Genomic DNA, 21,525 nt, shown 5'->3' on the forward strand with positions numbered 1-21,525 from the left:
AGCAATCCATATTCCCTTTTACAGCGCCGCTATTAGGCAGGTATTCTGGCTCTCCCCTCTGAACGCAGGCAAGGAGAGCAAATGAAGTATCCGCAGGTTTATATCGGTAATATCGAGCCTTATCACGGCAGTTCCCCCAGTGCGATTGGTAAACGCCAAGTTCAAGGTGGGATCATGCTCACCCCACTAGGATTAGAGGGGGATGAACAAGCGGAAAAGCGCTTTCACGGTGGTCCTGATCGCGCGTTGTGCCATTATCCACGAGAGCATTATGCTTACTGGGCGCAGCAGTTTCCTGAACAAGCCGATCTCTTCTCACCACCGGCCTACGGTGAAAATATTTCGACCCTCGGCATGACCGAACAGAATGTGCATATGGGGGATATCTACCGCTGGGGCGAAGCCTTCATTCAGGTTACTCAACCACGCTCACCTTGCTACAAACTCAATTTCCATTTTGCTATTGAGGAGTTATCCGTTTTGATGCAGCAAAGCGGCCACTGTGGCTGGCTGTATCGCGTGATTTATCCCGGTAAAGTGAGTGAAAGCCACCCGTTAGAGTTGTTAGCCCGCACCAGTGATATTTCCGTCGCTGAAGCTATTGGTATTGCGTGGCATATGCCGTTCGATGAAGAGCAATATCATCGCTTGCTGGCCGTTTCCGGCTTATCGGCCAGTTGGAGCAAAACCATGTTGATGCGAATTGCGGATGGAAAAATTGAAGATTTTAACCGGCGTTTGCTGGGGAAAAGTTAGGTATCAAAGCGCAGTCAACGGCGGCTCTCAGTGCGATGGGCCTTTCAGTGTCTGATGCGGTGCGCTTATTTTTGAATCGTATCGTTACAGATCAAGCATTTCCATTCGAGTTGAAAGTGCCAAATTCTCAAACACTTGCGGCTATGCAGGAAGCAGAAGAGATTGTTCGAACAGGAACACACTCAGAACTTTTTGATTAAAAATCTTCATCAAAACCGGGTGGCGATTTTATCACCCCCCGGATTGATTAACGGCTGTGATCAGAATGCTTTCTTTGCGTAGCCGGTCACTTCTTTCAGGCCCATCTCACGACCCAATGCGGTCATTGGATGAACCACGATGATACCGCGCACGGCTTTTTTCAGCGTGCCCATATCTGCCTGCTCTTTCTTGGTAATCGCACGGCTAAACGGCAGTTTTGCCAATTTCTGGGCTTCAGCACTCAGGTTTTTAACCCGCACTTCTTTCAGGCGCTGAATTTCAGCCGCCATTTTCTCTTTTTCTTTCATGTGCTGCGCGATCAAATCCACATTGCCTTGTTGGATGACGCTAGTGTCTTTGTGGTTCATCGCATCCAGCAAATCGCTTAGACGTTTAATTTCTGCATGTTCTTTCATGGTATTGGCCCGTACATGCCACTGATGGGCACGATATTCGCTAAAGTTGGAGATAGGATAGCACTGATTGTGCTCCGATATGGAGAGTGTATACCCAAAGAAAGTGGAATTGCAGATAGGTGAGGGCCGCAACCCCCCTGCCATACCACGTAAAAAGGGAATATCAAGATACTGGCTTTTCCGCCATTTCAGCCTCTAACGATGGCCACCGCATCCCCGCCGGCAATCCACTGATGTCACAGGCAACAGCCCCCAGCCTTGCCAGCGCTTCGGTATAGCGTTGGTTGAACGGATAGCAGCAGGAGAGGCGAAACGCGTGGCGATAACGGCCGCTGGGCGAATACAGTGTCCCCGGTGTCAGGCAAATCTGTTCTTTCAGCATTTGATGGAAGAGTGCAACGGTATCCACGCTGTCGGGGAATTCGACCCAAAACACGAATCCGCCAGCCGGTTGGGTCACTTTGGTGCCATAGGGAAAGTGGCGGGTGATCAACTGCTGGGCTTGTTGCACCTGTTGCGCATAGCGGCGGCGCAAGCTGCGCAAATGGTGGTCATAGCCGCCAGACTCAAGGAACAGCGCTAGCGTTTCCGATAATAATGTCGATTCCGCCATCGAAGAGACGGCTTTTAACTTATGTAAATCCTCCGTGAAGCGCCCTCCATCTATCCAACCCACGCGGAAATCTGGGGCCAATGTTTTGGTGAAACTGGAGCAAAACAAGATCCAGCCATCGCTATCAAAGGCCTTTACCGCTGGGGATAAGGTCGAGCCAAATTGAATCTCGGCATATAAGCCATCTTCAATCAACGGCACTTGGTGATCGTTCATCAACTGAGCAAGGCGTTTTTTAGCGGCCAATGGCATAGTAAATCCCAACGGGTTTTGCACCGTTGGCATGGCGATCAGTGCGTTTAATCGCCCTTCTTTAAGCAACAACTCCAGTACGTCCAACGATAAACCCTGCTGCGGATCGGTTGGGATTTCGACCGCTTTCAACCCCAGACTGGCTAGCAGTGGCATCAGATAGAAATAGGTTGGCGATTCTAACCCGACGCAATCTCCCGGTTTAGTGGTGACGCGCAATGCCAATTGTAACGCTTCCATGCAGCCATGAGTAATGGTGATATCCGCCGGATTCGCCAACATCCCTAGCGTTATGGCACGGCGGGCGATTTGCTGGCGAAGGCGTTGACTACCAGGAGGCAAGGCGTATTGGCTGATGAGCTGCGGCTCACGGCGCAGTAACGAGGCCATAATACGGCCCAACTTGGCACTCGGATAAAAATCACCCGTCTGAGGACAGGCCAATGAGATATTGGTGAAGCGCGCATTTTGTTGTGCGGCAAAAACGGTATCAATCAAGTCCAGTACTTCATCCACCGGTTTGCCCACGGTGGCGGTCGGCACCACGGCAGTCGATGGGCTACACACGTAGAACCCTGATTGCGGACGCGCCTCAATCAAACCGCGGTCTTCCAACGTCCGGTAGGCGGCCACTACCGTATTGATGCTCACTTGCTGGTTTTGGGCGTAGCTGCGTACTGATGGCAAACGGCTACCGGCCAATAAGCTGCCTTTCTCGATGGCTTGCGCCAACGTCTCTGCCACCTGTAAGTAGCGAATTTCATTCATAACCAGCGACATGGTGACAGTTCTCCACAAGATCAATGGGTACAGTTAGGAAGCAATTAAACTGTACCCATAACAATAGATAACTTCTGCTTCTGACGCCATCACGGATTGATGTTTATGCTGAATCTCTTGGCCGCAGAAATAATATTTCCAACGTCATTGGGGGGTTGTAGGCGGGTGAAACGTGAATTCATCGACAACGCCAACTTACGAGGAAATAAGAGGATTTTTATTATGTTAGACAGCGCTTTCATCAGTTACGTTACCGTCATGTCGATCACCCCTGGCCCGAATAACCTGCTATTGGCGGCATCAGGCGTTAACTTTGGCTTACGTCGTACCTTTCCGATGATGCTGGGGATTACCTTTGGTTGTGCCTTGCAATGCGCATTGATGACCACGCTACTGGCACTCATCCTCAGTTGGATCGGGGTGATTCGCCTGCCGTTGGTGACGCTGGGCTGTGGTTACTTATTGTGGCTTTCATGGAAGATTTATCATGCGGGTAGCCCCAATACTCGAGATGGTGAGCAGCCGATGGGGTTTATTCAAGGGGCGTTATTTCAAGCGATTAACCCGAAAGCCTGGTTGATGGCCATGAATGTCGCCATCTTATTTACTCCTCGGGAAGGGGCGACACTCAGCCACACCTTGTTGATTGTCAGTGGTTTTGCCTTATTGAATTTGCCCTGTGTGGCCGTTTGGGCGGTGATGGGCGATCAGTTACGCCATGCATTACGGGTGAATTGGAAATTACGGTTGTTTAATGGCGTGATGGGTGGATTGATGGCCATCACTGCATTGTGGCTGCTGGTGGATGAATGGCTTAGCGTGTTGCGCTAATTCAGGCATGGCCGAGGGGGGAAAGTTTGGACACTTGTTTCTGGCTGATACGGGAGAGCAGTTCGGTGATCGACAGCACCATGGTTGAACGCACCATTTGTTGATAACGCTGACGTTGCATGGCGATCAATGAAGCGTCTGCTTCATCGGGGCGCAAAAAAGTGGGGACAGGGGGTAACTCAGCAACACAATGTAATTCACCAAATGGCCCGAGGATTTCGTCGTCGGTAAAGCGATACTCGGTGCCATCGTGGTTGAGTTCTTCACGTAGCGCCATCAATAGCTCAGCATCTTCATATTCGTGACGCGTAATCACACCTAAGGCATAAACCAGTTTTAACCGGACAGATAACTCGCCCAACGGCCCATCGCCGACCAACAATGGCTCCACGGCATATTTCACCGCATAGTCATCTTTACGAAACACCTGCACCACGAGAATATTCAGCGCTTCTGCTAATAATTCAACAGCAGCCATCAAGAAACTCCGAACCGTCTTTCCGGCGTTCAGATGTTCAAGTACCCGATTCTCAAATGCCTGTGTTTTTTCAATCATCGCTTGTCACTGGGGTGGTTGGTGAATGCTAAATGCGTCGTCATAGGCCTGCTAGAGGCAACAGGCCAAGACTGAGAATCAGTGCGCCAGCTTATCCTGCATGGCGTTATACACATTCACCGCCTGTTCGACAACCTCGCTATCGGCAGGCAAGCCTGAAATTTGCGCTAACGCAGCTTTCGGCCCTAATTTTGCCAGTAACTCCACCAATTCCTGCGCTTGTGGATCTTGCTCACTGCGATAGCTCATGGCCGCGGCGATGCCGGTCACCAAGTTATCGTGCGGTAATTGATACTCCAATGTCCCCAACAGCGGTTTGATCAAACGGTCACCGGCACTCAGTTTACGCAACGGCTGACGGCCGACGCGCTCAACATCGTCATGCAGGTACGGGTTCTCAAAACGGGAGAGGATCTTATTGATATAGGCTGCGTGTTTCTGTGGATCAAAGGCATAGCGTTTAATCAGTACCGCACCACTTTCTTCCATCGCGCCTTTCACTGTCTGGCGCACTGCTGGGTCAAGAATGGCATCGCGAATAGTCTGGTGACCGGCAAGCTGGCCCAAATAGGCCGTAATGGCATGACCGGTGTTCAGGGTGAAGAGTTTACGCTCCACAAAGGCCATCAAATTATCGGTTAATTCCATGCCCGCGATTTCCGGCGGCTGCCCTTTAAACTGGGTGCCATCGACAATCCACTCGCTAAAGGTTTCTACCGTAACGGCTAAAATATCTGTGCTGCCCGCTTCTGATGGTGGCACAATGCGGTCAACCGCAGAATCGACGAAACCAACATGCTGCTCAACCCACGCTTGCTCACTTTCAGGTAAGGCAGCAAACACATGTTGTTTTAGCTGGCTGGTGCCACGCACCATGTTTTCACAGGCAATAATATTCAGTGGGCGGGTGTTACCTTGTTGATGGCGGGTGATGAGACCCTGTGCCACCGTACCGGCGATGCGGGCGAGAATTTGTGGGCCAACTGCGGTAGTGACAATATCTGCTTCTGCTATCAGGGCAACGACTTCTGGGCTACCACTGTTGACTGCGCTGACGTTGTTAACGTCTTCAACTCTTGCCTGTTCGCCTACCACATTGACCTGATAACTTTTGCGCTTATTCAGTTCATCCAGCAGCGGCTGATTAACATCAGCGAAGGTCAATTGCGCACCGGCATCAGCAAGAAGTTTACCGATAAAGCCTCGGCCAATATTACCTGCGCCAAAATGTAATGCTTTCATAGTTATTTACCTTTAACTGTTTGCTGTAAAAGGGCCGTTTGCTCCCAACGGCCCTATTCAGATTACGGCAACTACCCGACATTGTCGGGTAGTACTTAATGCCATTCAGTTATGACTTTTTGCCACCGAGCAGATCCAAAACTTCTTGCACGCTGGTGGTTTTGCTTAAGCGTTCAATCACTGATTCATCATCGAGTGCGTTTGTCAGGCTGGTAATCACTTGGATGTGCTCATTGTTGCGAGCAGCGATACCAATCACCAAACGGGCCACTTCGTCTTCGTCATCGCCAAAACGCACGCCTTCAGGGTATTGGCAGAACACCACACCGGTTTTCAACACGCGGTCTTTGGCTTCAATCGTCCCGTGAGGCACAGCAATGGATTCACCCAAATAGGTCGAGGTCAGTTTTTCACGTTCTAACATCGCCTCAACATATTCTGGCTCGACATAGCCCCCTTTCACCAACTGCTCACCGGCGAAGCGAATCGCTTGTTCTTTCGCGCTAGCATGTTGGTTGAGGAAAATATTTTCTGCGCTCAAACGGAACAGGTTAGCTTCCGATGCTTCGAAGCTATCGTCCAGCGTTTCAATCACTTTCTGTGTCGTGGCTGTCGCAATACCGGCTTCCACCAAACGGGCAGTCAGGTTGGAATACAACTGGCTGTCGAGGAAGTTAGTCAACGAAATATGCTGCGCTTGTGGTGCATGACGCATCGCACGCTCAGTCAAATCACGATGCGTGATAACCAAGTCCACATCGTCTGGCAAATTGTTGATTGCACAGTTAGTGACAGAGATATGTTTCAGGCCAGCATCTTGCACTTTTTTGCGCAACACACCGGCACCCATTGCACTGGAACCCATGCCAGCATCACAGGCGACGATGATTTTACGCACGGTGCTTAAATCGCCCGCAGCGGCAGCAGCATTCGCCGCTTGTGCGCCTTTAGACTGTGCTTTCATGTCTTGCATACGACGAGTGGCATCTTCCAGACTGTCTTCCTCGTCGTCTTTGATTTTAGAGCTTTTCAGCAGGATGGCTGACACCACGAAGGAGACCGCAAACGCCGCTGCAACCGCCGCAATATTGGCAAAATAAGCGCCTTTCGGGGTCATCGCCAGTACGGCCAAGATAGAGCCTGGTGAAGCAGGAGAAACCAGACCGCCGTTCAGCAGAGTCAGTGTAAACACGCCAGTCATACCGCCCAGAATCACCGCCAGCAATAAGCGTGGGTTCATCAGCACGTATGGGAAATAGATTTCGTGGATACCACCGAAGAAGTGGATGATCGCCGCGCCGCCAGCAGACTGCTTCGCGTTACCTTTACCGAAGAACATGTATGCCATCAACACACCCAAACCTGGACCTGGGTTGGCTTCGATCAGGAAGAAGATAGACTTACCGGTTTCAGTCGCTTGCTGGATACCCAGTGGCGAGAAGATACCGTGGTTAATCGCGTTATTCAGGAACAGGATTTTTGCAGGTTCAACGAAGATAGAGGCCAATGGCAACAGGTTGTTCTGCACCATGATATGCACGCCGGCAGCCAGTACTTTAGACAGTACTTCGACCAGTGGGCCAATCGCCATAAAGGCCAGAATCGCCAACAGCATACCGATGATACCGGCTGAGAAGTTGTTAACCAGCATCTCAAAGCCGCTTTTGATTTTACCGTCTACCCAGCGGTCAAAGCGCTTAATTGCCCAGCCACCCAGTGGGCCTGCAATCATCGCACCGAGGAACATTGGCATGTCCGCACCAACGATCACCCCCATGGTTGTGATCGCACCTACGACACCACCACGATCACCACCGACCAAACGGCCGCCGGTGAAACCGATCAGCAGAGGGAGTAAGTAGGTGATCATTGGGCCAACCAGTTTGGCTAACGTTTCATTTGGCAGCCAGCCGGTAGGAATGAACAGTGCGGTGATGATACCCCAGGCGATAAATGCGCCAATATTGGGCATAACCATATTACTGAGGAATCGGCCAAAATTTTGAATTCTGACCTTTGCGTCTGGTGAAAACATAAAACACCCCTATTGGTACGCGCTAACAATAAGAGCGCGATATAATTGTTTTGTTGAGGCAGTTCTGCAAAACCCGCCGGTGCTATCGAATACAAACACGCTGTATGCAAAACAAACTCTAGCACGCTCCTTTATTCACGCGTAGCTCACGGGTTTTGTGTGATGCATATCACATCAACACCCCCTCCATACGGGTCAATTTGTTGATGGCGATCACACTATTGGGCTGTAAGAAAGTCACATCGGCGTTTTTTTGAGCTAGAAAGTCAATAAAGAGTGACTTAAATCACATTTGTGATGGGTTGGTTTGTTTTGAAAATGTGATGTTAATCACAAGTTATTTTTGCTCGTCGGGACGAGATGTGACATTCGTCTGCTCAATATTGTGTGGTGTAGTTATTTGCAGGATGGAAATGTAAGAAAATGACAGAGGCGGTGATCGGGAATCAAGAAACTGGCGATGAATTTGGTTAAGTTTCGATCCATTCTTCTCTCAGCCGAAACCTGATCCAACACTTAACCGAAAGCCAGTGCGCCATCTAACCCCTCTCTGTGTCTATATCCCAAAACTTACGTTATTATTCGTGCCGTAATTGTTTTCAGACTCACTTTAAGGCAGTCGAGAGTATGCATGACCAATAAGATTGGCTGGATTGATAATCTGCGGGCGGTGGCTTGCATTATGGTAGTGATGATCCATGCCACGACCTATTACGTGACCAGTGGTGCGCGGGTAGGGGAAGTCAATTGGGATGCTGCCAATCTGCTGAATTCCCTCTCCCGTGCCTGTGTGCCGCTGTTCTTTATGATCTCGGGCTACCTGTTTTTCGGCGAAAAAAGTGCAAAGCAAAAGCACTTCACCCGTATCGGGTTGTGTCTGCTGTTCTACAGCGTGGTTGCATTGATCTATATCTCGACACTGACCCCTATCGACGGTTGGGCATCGCTGAAAAATATCCTGCAAAAACCGGTGTTTTATCACCTGTGGTTTTTCTACGCCATCATCGTGGTTTATCTGGTATCACCGCTGATTAACGTCAAACCCGTCACTGGTCGTTATCTCGCTGTGCTCATTTTGCTGCTCGCCGTGTTCGCCAATCCGCAGACCACTAAGTTTTCGATAGGCGGTTTTCATATCCTGCCGATCAACCTCTATATCTACGGTGATACCTTTTATTACTTGCTCTACGCCCTTTTAGGGCGGGCGATTGGGATGCTGGAAACACAGGGGCGAATCATCAGTTGGAGTGCGGCTGCGTTGTTTATCCTGAGCGTCATATTGATTGCGATCTCAACGGAAAAGCAGACGCGGATTAATGGCAGTTTTGCGGATACTTTCTATATGTACTGCGGCCCACTCGTCTTTGTGGCGTCGGTATCGTTACTGGTATGGTTTAAAAACTGCCTTAATCAGCAAATTAGCTGGCTAAGTTGGCTGGCAGGACATTCATTGGCGATTTATGGTTTTCATGCGCTGATTATTCATTTCATTCGCACCCATCATTACGACTTTACCGCCTATCCGATACTGGATATTTTCTATGTCTTCGCGCTGGCACTGGGCTTGAGCACCTTACTGTCGATGGGATTGCAGCGCATTGACCGGCGGCGTTTGGTCAGCTAATCCCCGCCTGTCCGCGCTGTTGTGCGCGCCGTAGCTGGCGACCGGAGGAAAAACCGGCTGCCAGTGCGGCTTTTTCAACATTAAACCCTTCTTGCAGTCGCACTTGCGCGACCGCTACCCGCAATTGCTCGTGGAACTCACGCACGCTGATACCGACATGTTCGCGAAATAGGCGGGTTAAATGGCGGCTGCTGACATGGGCTTTCTGCGCCACTTGCTGTAATGACCACTCCGCTTGCGGCTCCGCTGACATCACATCTTGCGCGCGGTGTACAGCGGGATGGAGATGATTACGATAACGCAGCCAAGGTGAAAGCTGTGGGTCATCGCCAGAACGGCGAAAATAAACCACCATCTCCCGCGCGACCTCTAGTGCGACTTGCGGGCTGCAATAACGGCTAATCAGATGCAATGCGAGATCAATCCCTGCCGTGATCCCCGCACTGGTATACACGCTGCGATCTTCGACAAAAATACGGTTTTCTTTGGTTTGCGCCGCAGGTGCCTGTTGACGCAAACGCTCAAGCACATGGTGGTGAGTGGTGCATTGATAACCGTCCAGTAACCCTGCTTGCGCAGCCAGCAATGACCCAGAACACACACAGACCAATATCGTTTTTTGCTGCGCAATGGCTGTTTTCTGCTGTTGTAACCACTGGCGTGCTATCGCCGCCGTTTCTGTCGCAAAGTAGTGGCGAGAATCGCTCACCCCTGGCACCACCAGTAAACTGCCTTCTGGTAAGTGGTCGGGGAGTGGTTGCAACTGGCCCAACAGCATTCCAGTGGAGGACATGACCTCTGGTAGTGGGCTGATGTAGCAAAGATTAAACGACCCTGCCAGCCGTAAAGTTTCAGCAGGGCCAGTTAAATCCAGCGACAGCACGCCGGGCAGCAAGAGAAAATAGACATTTCGTTGCATGGTTAATCCACAGTCACCGTCAAATAGCGGTTCATATAGGCCGGAATATCCGGTTTATTCTGTAGCAAAGTATCAACAAATGCGTCGCGCTCAAAGGCCATTACTTGTAAATCCCACACACAGAATGATTCATCCCGCGCTGCTCGCCAAATTCCTTGCTCTTGCACCCAAACTTTCACCCGCATTTCATTCTCGTTATCCCACCATCCGACAATCAAGTAATTCAGTGTTTTTCCCTGATGTTCAATCACTAAGCCGACTCCGGGGCGATTAACGGTTTCGGCCTCAGTCGGTAACCATTGTCCGACGAGCTGATAAGCGGGTGTGTAATCCGGTGTGGCACCTTGTGCCTGCGAATAGCGAATTACATAACGCTTTAATTGCCATTGATTAAGAATTTTAATGCCAGCAGGCGTGATAGCCCGAGGTAAATAAGGTTGTGGTTGCCAATGGACGGCTTTGTCTGTCGTGGCGACAACAGGGTGTGAATCCAGAGCGTCCAGTGTCTCGGCAACAGTCCGAATGGCAGCAAACCGATCGACTAACACCGTTTCCGTCCGCAGTTTCAATTCTGAGCTGCTTAGCACCACGCCATTGGGCTGTGTCATGGGGAAGGTCAGGGTGGCCTCGGTCACAAAAGTCACCTGATAACCCAAGTCTGATGCGACTCGCGCGGTGGTCTCACAACATTGCTCTGTACGCATACCGGCAATAATCAAATGGTCGATATTTCTTTCTTTTAACCATTCATCCAGCCCTGAATCGGTCAGCGCATTATGTACCCGTTTTTGTACCGAAATATCTGCCTGATGGGAAACCAGTGCCATCGGCTTAACATAGCCTGATGCCAGTGAGAATGGGCCTTCAGGTGCGACATGAAACACATCCACCAGTGCGACCCCGCGCAGCTTGCAGCCCCTAATGAGCTGATTGAGCGCAGTAGAAAATGCGGGCACATCTTGCTGCTGCCAAAAAGGTCTATGTTCGAATGATTGTTGGACATCGATTATCAAAAGTGCGCTGTTGGTCATTTTCGGCCCTCCGCCGTGTGGGTGTGGAACCATCATGCAAGGGTTCTCACTCAAACGGAATGCCAAATCCGGCCATCATAGGGGAATAAAAGGACTCATTTCCCATTTTCGTTTGTTGTTCTATACTTCTTATACAATGATCTTATTTATATCTTCGACTATATTCTATTTAATAACAAGTGTAGGAATATTCATACAATAAAATCGCATCGTCTTGTTTTATTATGTACGAATATTCCGCCACCCAGAAAGATTGCTCTGATTTATCGATCTGGTTACGATTATATAAATATCTGTGATTACAAAACTATTTGAACTATAACCTCGCTCAATGCCAATCAATCAGAGATAAAACCCAATTCAATAGGGTGTTTATGGAATAAATCACCATTTAAAATGAAATGGACGGTCTATTCGGTCGTAAAGACACGCTTTACTAGATAAAAAGATCGCGTATATTTCACTCGCATAGAAAATGTGTGAAAGAAAATAACAAAAGCGAACTTCATTCACTTTTAAATGATATTTCACCGAGCCAAATTAATGGTTATTTAAGAGGTTTATCTCTTTTAAATTCTTAAATTTCATTTTTGGCCGGCTTTTCTAATTGATAATTAATATTATTTGATGATTTACAATCATGTCATTGTTAATTTGTATTAATAGAATTCTCATGGCTGTTTTCTTCAATAATAACGACGTGTCGTTGGTAGTCATTTATCAACGTACTTCTTCATATGTGGTGTTTAAATAAAGGTTTTTAATATGTTCAATTTCAAGAAAAGTGCATTAGTTATTGCGTTGGCATCTTCAGCTTTCATTTCTCAGGCATTTGCTGCGGATGAAGGTAATGGCCGTATCCATTTCACTGGTACTGTAATTGATGCACCTTGCTCCATCGCACCAAACTCTACTGACATCAACGTAGATATGGGACAAGTGGCGAATAAAGTATTGGAAACAGGGAATAAATATTCTCAAAACGTTCAGTACAGCATCGATCTGCAAGACTGTGATTTGACTGAACAAACTGCGGGTTCAGTGACCTACCCAGCACAATCAAAAGTCAGCGTTACTTTCGGCGGTGTTTCTGATGCCACTTCTCCTGCATTGCTGGCTAACACCGGTAGCGCTGGTGGCGCGGGTATTCGTCTGATTGACACTAACGGCGCACTGCTGAAAGTGGGCGATAAAGGTGCTGATGTGAACCTCGTCACCGGCCCTAACCAGATCGTATTTGCTGCGCGTGTTGAAGCAACTGGTGCTCCAGTGACGACAGGGACAATCGTATCTCAAGCAACTTACGCATTGAACTATAAGTAATATTAATTCTTTGTGCTGAAACTACAGCATGGATCGCTGTTTATTCTAGTTGTAACCAAAGGGGAGGAGACTCCCCTTTATTGACTATTTTTCCATAAGACATTGATTTATTTATGAAATACAATTCAAAAAGAAAAGAGATGATCTTTCGGATGGTGCGAATATTTGTATTGGCAGGCATGGGTCTATTTTTGCCTCAATGGGCTGAGGCCGTAGAATTTAATACCAATATTATCGATGCAAAAGATCGCGATAATATCGATCTCTCTCGATTTGAAGTTAGTGATTACACCCCACCAGGGAATTACTTGCTCGATGTTTTTATTAATGGTCGATTATTACCCAATAGTTATTTAATCACTTATTTACCTATTGATGAGGGAAAATCAAGCAGAGTATGTCTGTCCCCAGAATTAGTTGACCAATTAGGTCTATCCCCCGCTGTGCGTGAGTCACTGACATTATGGCACGACGGTCAATGTGTTGCTCTTGATGAAAAAGAAGAAATAACCGCAACCTACGATAAAGAGAAGCAATATTTAATTATTTCCATCCCGCAGGCTTGGTTGGCTTATAGTGATCCGAATTGGGTGCCACCTTCACAATGGGATAACGGTGTGACGGGTGCACTATTAGATTACAACCTTTTTGGCAGTCGCTATGCACCGAAACACGGTGATAGTTCGACAAACTTTAGTAGCTACGGAACGGCGGGGGCCAATATGGGTCCATGGCGTATTCGTGCTGACTACCAATATATTAATAATGAAACTAGCGGTTCGCAATACAGCAACTTTAACTGGTCGCAAGTTTATGCTTTTCGCGCCATCCCTTCGATAGGGGCTAAATTTGTCGGGGGCCAAACTTACCTGAGCTCCAGTATTTTTGACTCATTTCGTTTTCTTGGCGCATCGCTTTCCAGTGATGAGCGCATGCTGCCACCGACGATGCGCGGCTACGCGCCTCAGGTCATCGGGATTGCGCGGACCAATGCCAGAGTGGTGTTGAGCCAGAATGGCCGTACGCTTTATCAAACCAATGTTGCGCCGGGTCCCTTTGCTATTCAGGATATTAGTGAAGCGGTACAGGGCAATATTGATGTTCGAGTTGAAGAGGAAGATGGTCGAGTCACCACTTTCCAGGTTAGTGCTGCGACAGTGCCATTTTTAACCCGAAAAGGGGCTATTCGCTATAAAACGGCGTTGGGCCGCCCAACGCAGGGCAGTCATAACTCGGTTAGTGACCCCAACTTTTTCAATGGTGAGGTGTCGTGGGGGGCATTTAATGATGTTTCCTTGTATGGCGGGCTGATAGCGACATCACAGGATTACACTGCCGTTGCTTTGGGTGTCGGACAGAACTTGCATGAATTTGGCGCATTGTCTGTCGATGTGACGCACTCGCGCGCTCAGTTACCCAACGAAGCGAAAAAAAGCGGCGAAAGTTATCGCGTTAACTATTCCAAACGTTTTGATCAGACCAATAGTCAGATTACGTTTGCCGGATACCGTTTCTCGGAAAAGAATTTCATGAGCATGAACCAGTATCTGGATCAGCTCAATAATAATGATTATCTACAAAATGATAAGCAGACATACACCGTTACCGCTAACCAGTACTTAGCGTGGCCAGATATCACGATGTATCTCTCGGCAACCCATAAAACGTATTGGAATGATGCTTCCAGTAATAACTACGGTGTTTCTGTGAGCAAAATATTCGATATTGGTGAATTTAAAGGAATTTCGGCAACGCTTTCTGCCAACAAAGTGAAATACCAATACGAAAATGAGAATCAGGTTTTCTTCTCATTCAGCCTGCCCATTGGGACGGGGCAGCAAGTGAGCTATGACGCGCAGCACGATAAAAACAATGGCTACTCGCAAAACGTTTCTTATTTCAACAGCCAAGATCCACGAAATATTTGGCGAGTCAGTGCCGGTGGTGCCAGCCCAGAAGTGCAACAAGGGAATGGCGTTTTCCGTGGTGGATATCAGCACCGCTCTCCTTATGGTGAGTTTGGTATTGATGGTAGCCATAAAAATAATGAATACAACTCAGTGAATACTAACTGGTACGGTTCGATAACGGCGACAGCCCACGGTATTTCCGCTCATCAAAACAAATCAGGTAATGAGCCACGGATAATGATCGATACCGGTGATGTTTCAGGCGTGTCTCTGAATAATAATTCCGCAATGACTAACCGATTTGGTGTTGCGGTTGTGAATGGCATTACAAGCTACCAGCAGTCAGATGTTCGAGTCGACGTACAAAGTTTGCCGGAAGATATTGAGGTTTACAGTACGGTTATTCAAAAAACGCTGACTGAAGGAGCGATAGGCTACCGAGAAATAAGAGCGGTAAAAGGCCAACAAATTATGGCCATTATCCGCCAAAAAGAGGGCAGCTTCCCACCATTAGGCGCATCGGTTATTGCCGATAAAAATGGTGCAGAGGTGGGTATTGTCGGTGACGGTGGATTAACTTATTTAGCTGGATTAGAAGAGAGCGGAAACTTAACCGTTCAATGGGGCAAGCAGCAGTGCAAGATAGTCTTACCGAAAAATAGTGACATGAATTCAGGAAAGATTTTGCTTCCATGTCAGTAAGGTAAAATTACTTTGAAATTTGACTCATTATTTCCAGCGTTTGACCGAAAACTAAGATTGATGACAATTTTTAATCACAGCATAGCCGTAAAAATTAGAGTGAAATAGAACATGAAAAATATGAATAACCCTACCTGTACCCGAAAAAACGGGCCATTGAGTACCGCCTTGGTCGGCGTCACATTATTGTTGACCTCCCTAGTGAGTGAGGCCGCGATAAATCTGGATCGCACGCGGATTGTTTTTAATGATACTGACAAATCTGCCAGTATTATTTTGGTGAACCAGAGTACTACTTCCCCTTATCTGGCGCAGTCTTGGATAGAAGACAGTGCAGGGCAGAAAGTGGATAGTCCGCTGGCGGCATTACCGCCGATGCAACGAATCGATGCCGGGCAAAAAAGTCAGGTTCGCATAATGAAGCTCGCTGACGTCAGTAAACTACCGACGGACCGTGAAACATTATTCTATTTCAATGTGCGGGAAGTGCCGCCGAAAAGTGATATGTCTAATGTGGTACAAATTGCTATCCAAAGCAGAGTGAAATTATTTTACCGACCGTCAGCAATCAAAGCGGATTACAACAATGTCTGGCAGGAAAAATTACAACTCACTAAGCAAGGTGAAAGCCTCAAAATCAATAACCCGACGCCGTATTACATTACGTTGGGCTATTTAAGTCAGGACAATCGCGGCAATTTCCCGGGCTTCGATAGCGTTATGATTGCGCCTTTTGGCACCGAGACGGTTAAGACGCCAGGTTACAGTGGTAGCCATTACACCATTGGCTATATGGACGATTTTGGTGGCATGAAAATGCGCACGTTTAATTGCTCTGCGGTCGATTGCCAAATTCAGCCCGCTGAAAAGAAAAAATAACAGATGCGATCCGTCTCTGGCCCAGAAAAGGAATAACAATGACTCATGTGATTTTAAATAAAATGGGCCAGCTAGGCGGCTTGTTCGTGACTTTATTCGCGGCACTGCTGTTTTCACAAGCCGTATATGCGCTCGATTGCGTTGAGAAAGGCACGGGCACTGTGATTAAGCCGGCTATCCCTATCGGGCAATTAGCCATCCCTTCGAATGTGCCCGCAGGGACGAAAGTTTGGCAATCAAATGATATTACGGTCACGGCCTATTGCGATAATGTTTTAGGGTCAGTAACCGATCAGGTGTGGTTTTACTTTAATCCGCTACACCAATCATTAGGACAGGGTTTGCAATTAGGTGTCAGTTATAATGGCCAAGACTTAGAAACCAACTCGGCCCGCTTAAATACCAATACAACCCCAATAAGAACAGGGCAAAACGTCACAGTGACGGTAACTTTCCGGTTATACATTAAAGTTACCGGTAATCCGCCTTCAAGTGGTTATTATGTTGGCGCAGATAATTTTACGGTATTCCAGCTTGATGGTTCAGGCGGTTTGAATCTATGGCCAGGCGCGAAGAATTTACGTTATGCTTTGTCGGGATTAACGGGAGCACGCTTTATTGCCTGTGGTGCGGATTTAGTGGTTTCTCCGGCATCACAAATTGTGAACTTTGGCGTTTTCAATCGGACGTTACTGCAAAACACGGGGAATAATATTAGTCAGCCTTTTTCCATCACGGCAGTGAAGCAAGGCTGTTTATCCAATTTTTCTATTCAAGCCGAATTTACCACGACCAATCCATTAATTGGTAACAATGCGGTTGATATGCGAAATGGCACCAAACTCACGATATATAACGATGCTAATCAGGCGATTGTTTACAATCAGTATGCGAATTTTGCTGAGTTAAACAATGTTACTCAGGTGACAAAAGGGTATACCGCCAGCTTAAATTCAATTGCAGGTCAAACCGTGCAATTGGGCCAATTTGATGCGACGGCCATTGTGAAGATTAACTATTACTAATATTCACTATTCCTGATGTAAACAAGGGGCAGAGAGAGGATATCTCACCGCCCCTTGTCGTTATTGGTCTATTCAGTTATTGATGTGCCTCGTGATGTTCATCGACCTAAAAGCATAATGGCTCCAATTGTTGATAGAGCTTTTTAAAGATTATCCGACGAGCAGCGTAGTCTTGATGTCGTTGTGTATCCGGAATATGGGTCTGTTCCAGTGGCAGTGCGGGTAATAAATCCGCTAAAGATTGGTGCGGATTCAACGCAATTTGTGCCAGCCGTGCTGCACCTAGCGCTGGGCCAACATCACCACCAGTGCGATATTCCAGAGTCTGACCACTGATATCGGCTAGCATCTGCCGCCAATAGGCGCTACGCGCACCACCGCCTATCAAGGTGACCGATTTCGGCTGTAACCCACTGGCATGCAAGGCATCCATTCCATCGGCCAAAGCAAATCCTACCCCTTCCAACACCGCTCGGGCTAAATCTGCTCGGCCATGTTCGTGGGTAAAGCCCCAGAATGCCCCTTTGGCATTGGGATTGTTATGTGGTGTGCGCTCGCCCGAAAGATAGGGCAGGAACCAAACTGGGGTCGTCGCGGGAAGGGTATTTTCCACTTCATTAATGAGGGCGGGCACACTCTCGACGCCCGTGAGTTGGCAGGCCCAATCCAGACAGGAGGCTGCACTGAGCATCACGGACATCAAATGCCATGTATTTGGCAATGCATGACAAAAACTGTGAACGGCACTGGCCGGATTACTGAGAAAACCGTCGCTAACCGCGAAATAGACGCCAGATGTTCCCAATGACAGCATCGCCTGACCTGCCTGGTACAAACCAACGCCTATCGCACCCGCTGCATTATCGCCACCACCGGCGACAACCGGTATGGTGTTAATGCCCCAACGCTGCGCAATTTCAGCGCGGACATGGCCCGTAATCTGGCTACCTTCAAACAGCATTGGCATGTGCTGCCGGCTTAAATCGCAGGCGGCCAGCATGTCATCACTCCAGTCACGCTTAGCCACATCCAGCCACAGGGTACCTGCGGCATCCGACATATCGCTGGCAAAGTCGCCACTGATCAGAAAACGCAGATAATCTTTGGGTAGCAGGACTTTATTGATGCGGTTGAAGACCTCGGGTTCATGCTCTGCTAGCCATTTTAGCTTCGGTGCAGTAAAGCCCGGCATCATTAGGTTGCCCGTAATTTGGCGCGACGCGGGTACTGCGGCCTCTAATGCATGGCACTGCGCAAAACTGCGACCATCATTCCACAAAATAGCCGGACGCAGCACTTGATGCTGCTTGTCCAGTAAGGTCGCACCATGCATTTGCCCCGTCAGCCCAAGGGCTTTTACCTGTTGTAAATCATGTGTGGCGGCAAGTGATTGCATCGCCTGATCGGTTGCCTGCCACCAATCGGCAGGGTTTTGTTCAGACCATAAAGGATGGGGGCGCGAGACAGACAATGCCGCACTTTGGCTCGCAATGACTTGACCGTTTTCGGCCAGTAGGATGGCTTTGACGCCGGAAGTACCCAGATCGATGCCAATATACATGTAATCTCCTCTTCTGAAATGCCCTGAACAAATCCGTTATCGATTCATCAAATCGTTCGTCCAGAACTTGGCGCTGCCGTTAACTCACGGCAACGCCAAGCTCGAGAGGAATATCTGCCGGTCACCGATCGAGCATTAACCGAAGATATAGCGGTTAACTTGATTTTCCAGTAACTCCTGATGACCGCTTTGGTGACGAGGATTCAGATTTTGTTGAGCAGCATAACGCGCCAGATCTTCTAGCGACATTTTCCCTTTCAGAATCTGTTGGCCCAACTCAGTGCTCCAACCGGCATAGCGCTTGGCAACTTGTTGATCTAATTGGCCATCTTCAATCATTTTGGCGGCAATTTTCAGTGCCAATGCCATGGTATCCATCGCCCCAATATGACCGTAGAACAAGTCATATTTATCCGTACTTTGGCGGCGCACTTTGGCATCAAAATTCAAGCCACCGGTGGTAAAACCACCTGCCTTGAGAATTTCGAACATCACTAGCGCATTTTCTTCCACGCTGTTTGGGAACTGGTCGGTATCCCAACCCAATTGTGGATCGCCACGGTTAGCATCGACGGAACCGAAAATACCCAATGCAATCGCACTGGCAATCTCATGATGGAAAGAGTGCCCAGCCAAGGTGGCATGGTTGGCTTCAATGTTAACTTTAATCTCTTTTTCCAGCCCGAACTGCTTGAGGAACCCGTAAACCGTTGCGACATCATAATCGTATTGGTGCTTGGTCGGCTCCTGCGGTTTTGGCTCGATCAGCAGCGTGCCTTGGAAACCAATTTTATGCTTATGCTCAACCACCATCTGCATAAAGCGGCCAATTTGCTCACGCTCTTGGCGTAAATCGGTATTTAGCAGGGACTCATAACCTTCACGGCCACCCCATAACACATAGTTTTCGCCGCCGAGTTTTTGCGTTGCATTCATGGCAGTGAAGACTTGGGTTGCCGCCCAACTGAAAACTTCGGGATCTGGATTCGTGGCAGCCCCTGCACCATAACGTGGGTGGGTGAAGCAGTTAGCGGTGCCCCATAATAATTTTACGCCGCTGCTTTCTTGTTTCTCAGCCAATACATCGGTCATGGCGGCAAAATTACTCAGATACTCTTTTAAGGATGCGCCTTCAGGTGAGACATCCACATCATGGAAGCAGTAGTAAGGCACATTGAGTTTATGGAAAAACTCAAAAGCGATATCGGCTTTGTGTTTTGCCAGCGCGAGTGCATCGCCGGGTTGTTGCCATGGGCGATCAAAGGCATTACTGCCGAACATATCGGCTCCGCCCCAGCAGAAGGTATGCCAGTAACAGGCCGCGAATCGTAGGTGGTCGGCCATACGCTTACCAAGGATAATTTCATCCGGATTGTAGTGATGAAACGCCAATGGATTAGCGCTTTGGCTGCCTTCGTAACGCACTTGTTCTAATTCATCAAAATAAGATTGCATGCAATACTCCTTGGAAGCTGGCCCGCATAATTGGGCTAGTGAGCTTTTATCTTCGGAGTTGTTTGTTATTCTCTCAATTACGTTATTTCACACTCAAATTCAGAGAATTATTAATTGTGGCGTAGATCTCATAAATAACCGAATAATGATAAAAACGGCTTAATAATCATTATGTGGATAACATCTCTTTGCCGAATTATGCATTTCACAGGGAAGAAAACATGATCGTTATCATAAAATTAACATTAAACCAAAAAACATAATTGGTGGATGAAAATCTGTAATTGCCGATGTGCAAATAAGCGTCAACAATCCCTATTGCAGTTGATGTTTACCGTTTCTCTTACCCTGCTTGCACAATAAGAAAGGTACCGAAAGATGAAATTTAAGAACATTTTACTCTCCGCATGTGCCGCACTGGTGATGTTTAGTCAGCCAGGATTCAGTAAAGAAATTAAAATCGGCATGGCGATAGACGATCTTCGTCTTGAGCGCTGGCAGAAAGACCGCGATATTTTTGTTAACAAAGCTGAATCACTCGGCGCTAAAGTATTTGTTCAATCCGCAAACGGCAATGAAGAAACACAAATGTCGCAGATTGAAAATATGATTAACCGTGGTGTCGATGTGCTGGTTATTATTCCTTATAACGGGCAAGTACTCAGTAATGTGATTGCTGAAGCTAAACGGGAAGGGATAAAAGTATTGGCCTATGACCGTATGATTAATAATGCGGATATTGATTTTTATATCTCATTCGATAATGAAAAAGTGGGTGAATTACAAGCCAAAAGTTTGGTTGAACGGGTGCCACAAGGTAATTACTTCTTGATGGGGGGATCACCGGTAGATAACAACGCCAAATTGTTCCGCCAAGGGCAGATGACAGTACTTAATCCACTGATTAAAGAAGGTAAAATCAAAATTGTCGGCGACCAATGGGTTGACGCATGGTTACCTGAGAATGCGTTAAAAATCATGGAAAATGCGCTCACGGCCAACAATAATAAAATTGATGCGGTGGTGGCATCGAATGACGCGACTGCTGGCGGGGCTATTCAAGCATTAGCCGCACAAGGTTTGGCGGGTAAAGTGGCTATTTCTGGTCAGGATGCTGATCTGGCAGCAATAAAACGTATCGTTGCCGGTACGCAAACCATGACCGTCTATAAGCCCATCACTAAGTTAGCCAATGACGCGGCTGAAATTGCCGTCAGTTTGGGTAAAGGTGAGCAACCTAAAGCAAACAGTCAATTAAATAATGGCATTAAAGACGTGCCCGCTTATTTGTTAACACCGATCCAAGTCGATAAAAATAATATTGACAGTACCATTATCGCCGATGGATTCCACAAAAAAACAGATGTTTATTAATTAACGACGCGGAAGTTATTTTCAATAAACAGCCGATGAA

The 21,525-nt window shown here is 47.8% G+C and carries 18 protein-coding genes; 9 read left to right on the forward strand and 9 right to left on the reverse strand.

Translation table 11 applies throughout. From position 1 onward, the window contains the following. Nucleotides 1-81 precede the first annotated feature (81 nt). Both yiiM and BN68_RS18610 read left to right on the forward strand, forming a co-directional pair. A complete protein-coding gene (gene yiiM / locus BN68_RS18605) occupies nucleotides 82-756 on the forward strand; it encodes a 6-hydroxyaminopurine reductase (RefSeq protein ID WP_019212693.1) in 675 nt (224 codons plus the stop codon). 2 nt (nucleotides 757-758) lie between these two features. Beyond that, nucleotides 759-956 (forward strand): type II toxin-antitoxin system RelB/DinJ family antitoxin, encoded by a 198-nt coding sequence (locus BN68_RS18610; RefSeq protein ID WP_051144578.1) that lies wholly within the window; start codon nucleotides 759-761, stop codon nucleotides 954-956. A gap of 60 nt (nucleotides 957-1,016) precedes the next feature. Here BN68_RS18610 and BN68_RS18615 read toward each other — a convergent pair whose 3' ends face one another. Both BN68_RS18615 and BN68_RS18620 read right to left on the reverse strand, forming a co-directional pair. Further along, the gene (locus tag BN68_RS18615; RefSeq protein WP_019212695.1) at nucleotides 1,017-1,373 is read right to left on the reverse strand and encodes a YibL family ribosome-associated protein; all 357 of its coding nucleotides are present in this window, start codon (nucleotides 1,371-1,373) and stop codon (nucleotides 1,017-1,019) included. A gap of 163 nt (nucleotides 1,374-1,536) precedes the next feature. Continuing rightward, nucleotides 1,537-3,018, reverse strand: a complete 1,482-nt coding sequence (locus BN68_RS18620) for an aminotransferase-like domain-containing protein (RefSeq protein WP_019212696.1) — start codon at nucleotides 3,016-3,018, stop codon at nucleotides 1,537-1,539. Nucleotides 3,019-3,240: 222 nt separating this feature from the next. Between BN68_RS18620 and BN68_RS18625 the strand changes: the two genes are divergently transcribed. Next, nucleotides 3,241-3,849, forward strand: a complete 609-nt coding sequence (locus tag BN68_RS18625; RefSeq protein WP_019212697.1) for a LysE family translocator — start codon at nucleotides 3,241-3,243, stop codon at nucleotides 3,847-3,849. Nucleotide 3,850: 1 nt separating this feature from the next. Here the strand turns inward: BN68_RS18625 and BN68_RS18630 are convergent, their stop codons facing one another. The 3 genes from BN68_RS18630 to BN68_RS18640 all read right to left on the reverse strand — a co-directional run bounded on the left by BN68_RS18630 (nucleotide 3,851) and on the right by BN68_RS18640 (nucleotide 7,682). Continuing rightward, nucleotides 3,851-4,405, reverse strand: a complete 555-nt coding sequence (locus BN68_RS18630; RefSeq protein WP_019212698.1) for an MltR family transcriptional regulator — start codon at nucleotides 4,403-4,405, stop codon at nucleotides 3,851-3,853. Between the two features lie 78 nt (nucleotides 4,406-4,483). After that, entirely contained in the window at nucleotides 4,484-5,647 is a 1,164-nt protein-coding gene (locus tag BN68_RS18635) for a mannitol-1-phosphate 5-dehydrogenase (protein WP_019212699.1), read from the reverse strand. 109 nt (nucleotides 5,648-5,756) lie between these two features. Beyond that, entirely contained in the window at nucleotides 5,757-7,682 is a 1,926-nt protein-coding gene (locus BN68_RS18640; protein ID WP_019212700.1) for a PTS mannitol transporter subunit IICBA, read from the reverse strand. A 631-nt stretch (nucleotides 7,683-8,313) separates the two neighbouring features. Between BN68_RS18640 and BN68_RS18645 the strand changes: the two genes are divergently transcribed. Next, nucleotides 8,314-9,306 carry an acyltransferase gene (locus BN68_RS18645; RefSeq protein WP_019212701.1) on the forward strand — a complete coding sequence of 331 codons (993 nt, stop codon included), beginning with the start codon at nucleotides 8,314-8,316 and terminating at the stop codon, nucleotides 9,304-9,306. Here BN68_RS18645 and BN68_RS18650 read toward each other — a convergent pair. Both BN68_RS18650 and BN68_RS18655 read right to left on the reverse strand, forming a co-directional pair. Beyond that, the gene (locus BN68_RS18650) at nucleotides 9,299-10,225 is read right to left on the reverse strand and encodes a GlxA family transcriptional regulator (RefSeq protein WP_019212702.1); all 927 of its coding nucleotides are present in this window, start codon (nucleotides 10,223-10,225) and stop codon (nucleotides 9,299-9,301) included. The two genes, BN68_RS18645 and BN68_RS18650, sit on opposite strands and share 8 nt — an antisense overlap. 2 nt (nucleotides 10,226-10,227) lie before the next feature. Continuing rightward, complete coding sequence (locus BN68_RS18655) at nucleotides 10,228-11,256, reverse strand: isochorismatase family protein (protein ID WP_019212703.1); 1,029 nt, start codon at nucleotides 11,254-11,256, stop codon at nucleotides 10,228-10,230. A 765-nt stretch (nucleotides 11,257-12,021) separates the two neighbouring features. Between BN68_RS18655 and BN68_RS18660 the strand changes: the two genes are divergently transcribed. The 4 genes from BN68_RS18660 (at nucleotide 12,022) to BN68_RS18675 (ending at nucleotide 17,095) form a co-directional block, all read left to right on the forward strand. Then, complete coding sequence (locus BN68_RS18660) at nucleotides 12,022-12,579, forward strand: fimbrial protein (RefSeq protein ID WP_019212704.1); 558 nt, start codon at nucleotides 12,022-12,024, stop codon at nucleotides 12,577-12,579. A 152-nt stretch (nucleotides 12,580-12,731) separates the two neighbouring features. Next, nucleotides 12,732-15,191, forward strand: coding sequence for a fimbria/pilus outer membrane usher protein (locus BN68_RS18665; protein WP_226720534.1), 2,460 nt, complete (start codon nucleotides 12,732-12,734; stop codon nucleotides 15,189-15,191). Nucleotides 15,192-15,302: 111 nt separating this feature from the next. Further along, nucleotides 15,303-16,070: a fimbrial biogenesis chaperone gene (locus BN68_RS18670; RefSeq protein ID WP_019212706.1), complete on the forward strand. Its 768-nt coding sequence runs from the start codon at nucleotides 15,303-15,305 to the stop codon at nucleotides 16,068-16,070. Nucleotides 16,071-16,108: 38 nt separating this feature from the next. Beyond that, nucleotides 16,109-17,095, forward strand: a complete 987-nt coding sequence (locus BN68_RS18675; RefSeq protein WP_019212707.1) for a fimbrial protein — start codon at nucleotides 16,109-16,111, stop codon at nucleotides 17,093-17,095. 106 nt (nucleotides 17,096-17,201) lie between these two features. On the opposite strand, the gene xylB is transcribed toward BN68_RS18675, so the two are convergent. Further along, nucleotides 17,202-18,656 carry a xylulokinase gene (gene xylB / locus BN68_RS18680; protein WP_019212708.1) on the reverse strand — a complete coding sequence of 485 codons (1,455 nt, stop codon included), beginning with the start codon at nucleotides 18,654-18,656 and terminating at the stop codon, nucleotides 17,202-17,204. 135 nt (nucleotides 18,657-18,791) lie between these two features. Beyond that, complete coding sequence (gene xylA / locus BN68_RS18685; RefSeq protein ID WP_019212709.1) at nucleotides 18,792-20,111, reverse strand: xylose isomerase; 1,320 nt, start codon at nucleotides 20,109-20,111, stop codon at nucleotides 18,792-18,794. Nucleotides 20,112-20,489: 378 nt separating this feature from the next. On the opposite strand from xylA, the gene xylF reads away from it, so the two are divergent. Further along, complete coding sequence (gene xylF, locus BN68_RS18690) at nucleotides 20,490-21,485, forward strand: D-xylose ABC transporter substrate-binding protein (protein ID WP_019212710.1); 996 nt, start codon at nucleotides 20,490-20,492, stop codon at nucleotides 21,483-21,485. Nucleotides 21,486-21,525: the final 40 nt, after the last annotated feature.

Source organism: Yersinia massiliensis CCUG 53443 (assembly GCF_000312485.1).
In the GTDB taxonomy this organism is placed as follows: Bacteria; Pseudomonadota; Gammaproteobacteria; order Enterobacterales; family Enterobacteriaceae; genus Yersinia; species Yersinia massiliensis.